We start from the raw sequence: 8,891 nt of genomic DNA, 5'->3' as shown, positions 1-8,891 counted from the left end.
GGCTCGGGCATGCACACGCACCTCTCGCTCTTCGAGGGCGACGTGAACGTGTTCTACGAGCAGGGCGCCCAGTACCAGCTCTCGAAGCTCGGCCGCCAGTTCATCGCGGGCCTGCTCAAGCACGCCCCGGAGATCACCGCCGTGACGAACCAGTTCGTCAACTCCTACAAGCGGCTCTGGGGTGGCGACGAGGCGCCCAGCTACGTCTCGTGGGGCCACAACAACCGGTCCGCCCTCGTGCGCGTCCCGCTCTACAAGCCCAACAAGGGGCAGTCCTCCCGCATCGAGTACCGGGCGCTGGACTCCGCGGCGAACCCCTACCTGGCGTACTCGCTGCTCCTGGCGGCCGGGCTGAAGGGCATCGAGGAGGGCTACGAGCTCCCGGCCGAGGCCGAGGACAACGTGTGGGCCCTCTCGGACGCGGAGCGCCGGGCGCTCGGCTACGGCGCTCTGCCCGCCAGCCTCGACCGCGCCATCTCGCTGATGGAGGAGTCCGAGCTCGTGGCCGAGACGCTGGGCGAGCAGGTGTTCAACTTCGTGCTGCTCAACAAGCGGAAGGACTGGGCCGAGTACCGCGCCCAGGTCACGCCGTACGAGCTGCGCAGCAATCTCGAGATGCTCTGACGCCTCGGCCATGCCCCGCGAACGCTCCCTCCGCGATGTCGCACGCCTCGGCTTCGCCGCGCTCGGCGAGACCGGGGCACGGCTGGCCGAGGCGGAGGAGCTGGCCGGGCGGCAGCTCGAGTCGGTGCTGCCCTCCTTCGCCCGGGTGGCGGACCCGGACGAGGCGCTGCTCGCTCTGATCGACCTGCTGCGACGGCACCGCGACAGCATGGACGCGGTCCTCGCCGACGACGAGGCCCTGACCCGGCTGCTTCTGGTGGTGGGGGCCTCCTCCGGCCTCGCCGACTTCCTCCAGCGCCGGCCCGACGAGCTGGCCAGCGTGCTCGAGCCGGTGCGCACGCTCCCCGGGCGCGCCGAGATGAAGGCCGAGTTGCTCGAGTCGGTCGGCGCCGTCGACGGCTTCTCGTCGCTCCGGGAGGAGGCGGGCTGGACGGCGTTGCGCGTGCGGTACCGCCGCCTCGTCACCAGGATCGTCGTCCACGACCTGAGCCAGGCCGACCCCGTCGCGGCGATCGACCGGGTGACGAGAGCGCTGGCCGACCTCGCCGGAGCCGCGCTGGAGGCGTCCCTCGCCGTGGCGCGGACCGAGCTGGTCGAGGGCGCGGGCCCGGGTCGCTTCGGCCGCGACGAGGTCGCCGCCACCCGCTTCGCCGTCATCGGCATGGGCAAGGCGGGAGCGTCCGAGCTCAACTACGTCAGCGACGTCGACGTGATCTTCGTCGCCGAGGGCGACCCGGAGAAGGAGCTGACGAACGCCCGTGCGATCGACGTCGCCACCCGGCTCGCCGTGCTCCTCATGCGCGGAACCTCTGCGCTGGCGATGGAGCCGGAGCTCTGGGAGGTCGACCCGAACCTGCGCCCGGAGGGCAAGCAGGGCGCGCTCGTGCGCACCCTCGAGTCGCACATCACCTACTACGACCGGTGGGCGAAGAGCTGGGAGTTCCAGGCGCTGCTCAAGGCGCGTCCGCTCGCCGGCGACCAGGAGCTGGGGCGGGCGTACGTCGACGCGGTCGCGCCCAAGGTCTGGTCGAGCGCCTCCCGCGAGAACTTCGTCGAGTCGGTGCAGCGGATGCGGGAGCGGGTCACCGAGAACATCCCGCAGAACGACGTCCACTACCAGATCAAGCTCGGGCCCGGCGGCCTGCGCGACATCGAGTTCACGGTGCAGCTGCTCCAGCTCGTCCACGGGCAGACCGACGACGAGATCCGCATGCCCGGGACTCTGCTCGCCCTGGGCGCCCTCGCCGACCGCGGGTACATCGGCCGCTCCGCCGCCGAGGAGTTCGCGCAGGACTACCGAGCACTCCGGCTGCTCGAGCACCGCCTCCAGCTGCGGCGCCTGCGACGCACGCACCTGATGCCGCGGGACGAGCACGAGCTGCGGACCCTCGCCCGCTCCAGCGGGCTCGCCCGCACGGCGGAGGAGCTGCTGAGCGTCTGGAACGGGATCAAGCACCGCGTCCGGGGCCTGCACGAGCGCCTGTTCTACCGTCCGCTGCTCTCCGCGGTCGCCGCGCTCTCCGACGGCGGCGCCGAGCTGTCCACCGACCAGGCGGAGGCGCGCCTCGCCGCCATCGGCTTCGCGGACGCCCGCGGGGCGCTCGGCCACATCGCCGCGATGACCTCGGGCGTCTCGCGTCGCGCGAGCATCCAGCGCCACCTCGTGCCGGTGATGCTGCAGTGGTTCGCCGACGGACCGGACCCCGACTACGGCCTGCTCGCGTTCCGGCGCCTCAGCGACGCACTGGGCGGGACGCCCTGGTTCCTCCGGATGCTGCGCGACTCGTCCGGAGCCGCCAAGCGGCTCACCACGGTGCTCTCCGGATCGCGCTTCGTCGGCGAGCTGCTCGACCGCATCCCGGAGTCGGCGGCCTGGCTCGAGGACGACGACGCCCTCCGCCCCCGCAGCGCCGCCCAGCTCGCCGAGGAGGTGCGCGCCGTGCTCGCCCGGCACGAGACGCCCGACGCGGTCGCCTCAGTCCTCCGCTCGATGCGCCGGCGCGAGGTGCTGCGGACCGCCATGGGGGGCGTGCTCGGTCTCAGCTCGATCGAGGAGATCGCGACCAGCCTCACCGACATCATCAGCGCACTGCTGGGCGGCGTGCTCGCCGCCATCCGGCGCGGCAGTGCGACCCGGCCCGGCGCCGACGCGGAGTTCGCGATCATCGGCATGGGCCGGTACGGGGGAGCGGAGCTGGGCTTCGGCTCCGACGCCGACGTGATGTACGTCCAGCGACCCGGCACCGCCGAGCCGCACCAGGCCCAGCTCTACTCGCAGTTCGTCGTCGCCGAGCTGGTCCGGCTCACGGAGGACTCCCGCCTGCCGCTCGACCTCGACGCCGACCTGCGGCCCGAGGGCAAGAACGGGCCCCTCGTGCGCTCCCTCGACTCCTACCGCGCCTACTACGCCCGCTGGTCGCTGACCTGGGAGGCGCAGGCGCTGCTCCGGGCGCGGGGAGTGGCGGGGGACCAGGCGCTCATCGAGGACTTCGAGGAGCTGGCTGACGGGGTCCGCTACCCGGGAGCGGTCTCCGACCGCGACATCCGCGAGGTGAAGCGGATCAAGGCACGGGTCGAGAGCGAGCGTCTGCCGCAGGGCGCCGACCCCCGCCGTCACCTCAAGCTCGGCCGTGGATCGCTGAGCGACGTCGAGTGGCTGGTGCAGCTCCTCCAGCTGCAGCACGCGCGGCGGACCCCGGCGCTGCGGACCACCTCGACCCTCACCGCCCTCGCGGTCGCGGAGGAGGAGGGCATGGTCGGCCCGCAGGACGCGGAGCGGCTGCGTGCCGCGTGGATCCTCGCGTCCCGTGTCCGCTCGGGCACCACGCTCTGGGGCAACCGCACCAGCGACGTCCTCCCGACCGACCGCCGGCAGCTCGAGGGCGTCGCGCGCCTGCTGGAGTACCCGGCCGGGTCCGCGACGGCGCTCGAGGACGACTACCTCGGCGTGACCCGCCGCTCACGCGCGGTCTTCGAGCGCCTGTTCTACGGGCCGGCCGCGGGAGACGCTCCCTCCTACCGCTGACGCCCGCGCGCCGGGGACGGCGAAGGGCCGCCCCTCCGAGGAGGAACGGCCCTTCGGCAGTGCTGCGGGATCAGACCCCGTAGTACAGCTCGAACTCGAACGGGTGAGGACGCTGCGCGAGGGGCTTGATCTCCTTCTCGCGCTTGTACTCGATCCAGGTGTCGATGAGCTCCTGAGTGAACACGCCGCCCTGGAGGAGGAAGTCGTGGTCGGCCTCGAGGGCGTCGAGCGCCTCGCCCAGGGTCGCGGGGACCTGCGGGATGAGCTTCGCCTCCTCGGGGGGCAGCTCGTAGAGGTCCTTGTCGACCGGCTCGTGCGGCTCGATGCGGTTCTTGATGCCGTCGAGGCCCGCCATCAGCTGGGCGGCGAACGCGAGGTACGGGTTGCCGGAGGCGTCGGGCGCACGGAACTCGATGCGCTTGGCCTTCGGGTTCGTGCCGGTGATCGGGATGCGGATGGACGCGGAGCGGTTGCCGGCCGAGTAGACCAGGTTGACCGGCGCCTCGAAGCCCGGGATCAGGCGGTGGTACGAGTTGACCGTCGGGTTCGTGAACGCGAGGACGGCGGGAGCGTGCTTGAGCAGGCCGCCGATGTACCAGCGCGCGAGGTCCGAGAGACCGCCGTAGCCGTTCTCGTCGTAGAAGAGCGGCGTGCCGTCGTTCCACAGCGACTGGTGGGTGTGCATGCCCGAGCCGTTGTCGCCGAAGAGCGGCTTCGGCATGAACGTGGCGGTCTTGCCCCACTGCTCGGCCGTGTTCTTGACGATGTACTTGAACTTCAGGATGTCGTCCGCCGCGTGGACCATCGTGTCGAAGCGGTAGTTGATCTCGGCCTGGCCGCCGGTGCCCACCTCGTGGTGCGAGCGCTCGAGGATGAGGCCGGCGTCGATCAGCTTGAGGCAGATGTCGTCGCGGAGGTCGGCCTGCTTGTCGACGGGGCTCACCGGGAAGTAGCCGCCCTTGTAGGGCGTCTTGTTGCCGAGGTTGCCGCCCTCCTCGACGCGTCCCGAGTTCCAGGCGCCCTCGACCGAGTCGACGGAGTGGAACGCGGAGTTCTGCGTGATCTCGTAGCGGACGTCGTCGAAGATATAGAACTCCGCCTCGGGGGCGAAGAACGCGGTGTCGGCGATGCCGGTCGACGCGAGGTACTTCTCGGCCTTCTTCGCGACCTGGCGCGGGTCCTTGGAGTAGATCTCGCCGTTGCGCGGGTTGTAGATGTCGAAGACGAGGATCAGCGTGCGCTCGACGCGGAACGGGTCCACGTAGGCGGTGGTCACGTCAGGGATCAGCTGCATGTCCGATTCGTGGATGTTCGCGAATCCGCGGATCGAGGACCCGTCGAAGAGCTGACCGACGGAGAAGAACTCCTCATCGACAGTCGAGGCGGGGATGTTGAAGTGCTGCTGGACACCGGGGAGATCGGTGAACCGGATGTCGAGGAACTTGACGTCCGTGTCCTTGATGAACGAGAGCACCTCGGAAGAATCTTTAAACATGCAAAGGTCTCCAATGGCGTGACGGGGTGCTGCAGAGCGCAGCCGTTCCAGGGTAGTGACGGGGGGTTTCCCCACCGTGTCCCTGTTGTTTCCGACATGTTACGGGGCCCGTCCGGGGTCGGGCTCCACGTCGTCTGCCGGACCACCCGCTCCTCGGTCCGCTCCGAGACGCCGCGGATAGGATCGGAGGATGCCAGCCGCCGACCGCAGGACCTTCGCCGACGCCGCCCCGAGCTCGTACCCGGGGGAGCGTCTCGGCCTCCCCCGAGAGGGCCGCCTCTCGGTCGGACGGTCCGGCCGCCGCATCGCCGCCCTGGCCGTCGACTTCGCCGTCGCCGCTCTGCTGTCGCTCGCGTTCTTCGACTACGACCGCTGGGCGAGCCTGCTGCTGTTCGTCCTGCTGCAGGTCGTCTTCATCCCCACCATCGGCGGCAGCATCGGGCACCGCCTGCTCGGGATGCGCGTCATCCGTCTCGGCGGGGGCTGGGTCGGCGTGTGGCGCCCGATCGTGCGCTCTGTGCTGCTGGCCGTGCTGGTGCCGGCGCTCGTCTGGGACTCGGACCAGCGCGGCTTCCACGACAAGGTGGCCGGGACGGTTCTCGTCCGCTACTGACTCGCGCCGCAGACGAAGCAGGCCGGCCGGGAGAGATCCCGACCGGCCTGTCGCGTCGTGCGTCAGCGCGATCGCTGAGGGCGCACCTTGAAGGGGTCGACGCCCTTCGGTATGGGCAGCGACGTGTTGAGCGAGGAGAGCCGGTTCTTCACCGCGAGGACCTCGGCCTTGGTGAGGACCTTCTTCGTCTTCGAGAGGCGGCTCGGCACCTTGTGCAGTGGAGTCGCATCGGCGTCGGAGCCGACGTGCACGAAGGTGACGGGGACGTTCGGCAGGATCCGCGCCACCTTGCGCCGCTCGTCCTCGAGCATGCGCTTGGTCCGGGAGGCGGGGCCCTCCGCGATCAGCACGACGCCTCCGCGGCCGACGGCGCGGTAGACGGCGTCCTGGGTCTTGCCGTTGACGGCGACGGGCATCTCGCCGCCGGTCCAGGTGCCGCGCAGTCCGCTGCGCAGGACGGCGCCGACCGCGCCGGGCTGCCCGGCGATCTGCCCGTAGGCGGCGCGCTCGGCGCGGCGCGAGAGCACGGCGAGTCCGGCGACCAGGCCGGCCATCACGCCCACGATGATCCACAGCGCGATCACGAAGCCGTTGCCGTTGCCGAGCAGGATGCCGAGGAGCACGCCGAGCAGGATCGGGAGCAGGAGCGCGAGGAGGATGATCCAGACGGCGCTGCTGTCGTAGCGGCGGGTCATCTGGAACACCTGCCACATCTGCTTGAGACGTCCGGGTTCCTTGACCGCCTTCGTCGACGGTTCCGTGCTGCGTGCCATGACGTCAAGGATACCGAGCGGGAGCGCGGCGGCGGACCCCGGACGCGGATCGGACTCCTCCACAGAGGGCGCGCGCGCCGATCCGTCCACCGATCGGGATAGACGGGCGTCCTCCGCCTCGGTCTGCGGTCAGGCTCGCCTCATGACGAGCAGCGGGACGGTCCAGGGCCGGAGGATCGGCGGAGTGCGGACGGGGAGGCGGCGGACGCCTGCACCGGGTGCCGCACCGCCGGCCGAGCGGACGATGCGGCCGCGGGAGGCCGAGGCGCTGCAGGCGTCGCCGGTGGCTCGGCTCGCCGAGCACCGCCACCGCGAGCGCATCGTCCGGGTGGAGTCGTCTCCGAGGAGGTGCATCGTCTCGACCGCCCCTCCCGTCGTCGCCACGCTCGAGAGGTTCCTGCGGGTCGAGCGGGGGATCGGACTCGGCGCCGCGGTCACCCTCCTCGCCCCCGTGGTGGGCGCGGTCCGCTCGGCCGCCCTCGAGGGAGCATGGCTGGCTCCGACGACGGACGACATCGGCCTGACGGAGGAGGGTCGGCCCCTGCTGCTGCTGACGACGCCCGCCGTCGACACCCCGCGTGCGGCGCGCGACGCGCTGCAGCAGGTTCTGGAGCGCCTCGGGATGCTCTGCCCGGAGCTGCCGGTCGCCGCCCTCTCGCGGCACCGCGACCTGCTGGCGCTGGAGGGCAACCTCTACGGACTCGCTGATCCGCAGGGGATAGGCGAGGCGGTGCGGGCGCTGCCGACGTCCGGCGCGGGTGCACGGGGTCGGGAGGCGGTGCCTGCTCCGGCTGCCCGGCACCGGCGGGTCCATCCGCTCGACGGCTGGCAGGACCGCCTCCGGGCGTTCGTCGTCCGGCGTCGGGGACCGCTCTCCGTCGGGACGGCGATCGTGCTGGGAGCGGTGCTCGCCGGATCGCTCGCGGGCGGGCCCGGTCGGCAGGTGCAGGATGCGGAGGCGTCGACCGCAGCCGCGCCCGTTCCGGCTCGGTCGACTCCGCCGGCGGTGGCGACCGCGGCGCCGCCGGCTCCGGTCGCGGCGGCCTCGCTCGACGCCGAGCAAGCGGCGGAGGTGCTGATCGACGCGGTGCGCGCGTGCGGGGATCGGGAGTGCGCCCGCGGGCTGGTCACGGCGGACTCGCCGCTCGGCGACGCAGCGGACGGCCCCTCCTCCATTGTCCCGGAGACGGGGGAGGCATCGGCCGTCCTCGTCGACGTGAACGGGGCATCGGCGGTCGTGCACCTCCGGACGGCCCCGGGGACGACAGCGGCCTCCGTCCTGATCATCAGGACGGAGGCCGGCTGGCTCATCCGCGACGTCTACACCGGAGCGGCCTCGTGAGAGGCGCGCTCAGGGGGAGCGTCTCAGATGCCGAGGTCGTTCTCGAACGAGCCCTCCTCGAGGCGCTCCTTGATCGCGACCAGGAAGCGCGCCGCGTCGGCTCCGTCGACCGTGCGGTGGTCGTACGAGAGCGCGAGGAAGACGGTCGAGCGGATCGCGATCGCGTCAGCACCGTCCACCTGCACGACGGCCGGCTTCTTTGTGACGATGCCGGTGCCGAGGATCGCGGTCTGCGGCAGGAACACGACGGGAGTGTCGAACAGGGCCCCGCGCGAACCGGTGTTGGTCAGCGTGAAGGTGCCGCCGGCGAGCTCGTCCGGCTTCAGCTTGTTGTTGCGGGTGCGCTCGGCCAGGTCTCCGATGGTGGAGGCGATCTGCGCGAGGTTCAGCTCGGACGCGTTCTTGAGGACCGGGGTCAGCAGGCCGCGCTCGGTGTCGACGGCGATGCTGATGTTCTCGTGGTCCGGGTAGACGATCGACTCGCCGTCGAGGGTCGAGTTGATCACCGGGTAGGCCTTGAGCGCCTCGGCCGCCGCGAGGGCGAAGAACGGGAGGAAGGACAGCTTGGCGCCGGTCTTCTCCTGGAAGCTCTTCTTGACCGAGTCGCGGAAGCGGGCGACCGCCGTGACGTCGACCTCGATGACCGAGGTGAGCTGGGCGCTCGTCTGCATCGACTCGACGGCGCGCTGCGCGAGGACCTTGCGCAGGCGCGACATCGGCTGCGTGGTGCCGCGGAGGGGCGAGGTCTCGAGCGGGGTGCGCGCGGCCTTGGCGGCTGCGGCGGCGGGCGCCGAGACCGGGGCGGCCGGAGCCGACTTGGCGGCCTCGACCGCGTCGAGGACGTCCTGCTTGCGGATGCGGCCGCCGACTCCGGTTCCCGTGAGGGTGGAGAGGTCGATGCCGTTCTCGCCGGCGAGCTTACGCACGAGCGGGGTGACGTAGCCGGGGTTGGAGTCGGTGGGCTCCGGGGAGGCGGCGGGCGCGGCGGCCCTCCGGGCGACGCAGCTCGGGATGAGCGT

6 protein-coding genes and 1 pseudogene are annotated in these 8,891 nt (G+C 71.6%); 4 read left to right on the top strand and 3 right to left on the bottom strand.

The window, feature by feature from the left end; genetic code table 11:
- Both C5C82_RS16345 and C5C82_RS16340 read left to right on the top strand, forming a co-directional pair.
- Nucleotides 1-624 (top strand): annotated as a pseudogene (locus tag C5C82_RS16345) (glutamine synthetase); the annotation flags it as partial.
- A gap of 10 nt (nt 625-634) precedes the next feature.
- Nucleotides 635-3,649, top strand: a complete 3,015-nt coding sequence (locus tag C5C82_RS16340; protein ID WP_104355384.1) for a bifunctional [glutamine synthetase] adenylyltransferase/[glutamine synthetase]-adenylyl-L-tyrosine phosphorylase — start codon at nt 635-637, stop codon at nt 3,647-3,649.
- Between the two features lie 70 nt (nt 3,650-3,719).
- Here the strand turns inward: C5C82_RS16340 and glnA are convergent, their stop codons facing one another.
- Nucleotides 3,720-5,144 carry a type I glutamate--ammonia ligase gene (gene glnA / locus C5C82_RS16335; RefSeq protein WP_104223668.1) on the bottom strand — a complete coding sequence of 475 codons (1,425 nt, stop codon included), beginning with the start codon at nt 5,142-5,144 and terminating at the stop codon, nt 3,720-3,722.
- A 190-nt stretch (nt 5,145-5,334) separates the two neighbouring features.
- Here glnA and C5C82_RS16330 point away from each other — a divergent pair, with 190 nt between their 5' ends.
- Nucleotides 5,335-5,757 carry an RDD family protein gene (locus tag C5C82_RS16330; protein WP_104223667.1) on the top strand — a complete coding sequence of 141 codons (423 nt, stop codon included), beginning with the start codon at nt 5,335-5,337 and terminating at the stop codon, nt 5,755-5,757.
- A gap of 62 nt (nt 5,758-5,819) precedes the next feature.
- On the opposite strand, the gene C5C82_RS16325 is transcribed toward C5C82_RS16330, so the two are convergent.
- A complete protein-coding gene (locus tag C5C82_RS16325; RefSeq protein WP_104355385.1) occupies nt 5,820-6,530 on the bottom strand; it encodes a DUF4191 domain-containing protein in 711 nt (236 codons plus the stop codon).
- A gap of 142 nt (nt 6,531-6,672) precedes the next feature.
- Between C5C82_RS16325 and C5C82_RS16320 the strand changes: the two genes are divergently transcribed.
- The gene (locus tag C5C82_RS16320) at nt 6,673-7,872 is read left to right on the top strand and encodes a hypothetical protein (protein ID WP_146086020.1); all 1,200 of its coding nucleotides are present in this window, start codon (nt 6,673-6,675) and stop codon (nt 7,870-7,872) included.
- Between the two features lie 23 nt (nt 7,873-7,895).
- On the opposite strand, the gene sucB is transcribed toward C5C82_RS16320, so the two are convergent.
- Nucleotides 7,896-8,891: 2-oxoglutarate dehydrogenase, E2 component, dihydrolipoamide succinyltransferase (gene sucB / locus C5C82_RS16315; RefSeq protein WP_104355382.1), on the bottom strand; the 996-nt coding region annotated here is incomplete at its 5' end.

The sequence above is a fragment of the Rathayibacter sp. AY1D5 genome, from assembly GCF_002932515.1.
Taxonomy (GTDB): domain Bacteria; phylum Actinomycetota; class Actinomycetes; order Actinomycetales; family Microbacteriaceae; genus Rathayibacter.
Note: the sequence above shows the minus strand (reverse complement) of the source record. Positions and strands in the feature narration are given on the sequence as shown.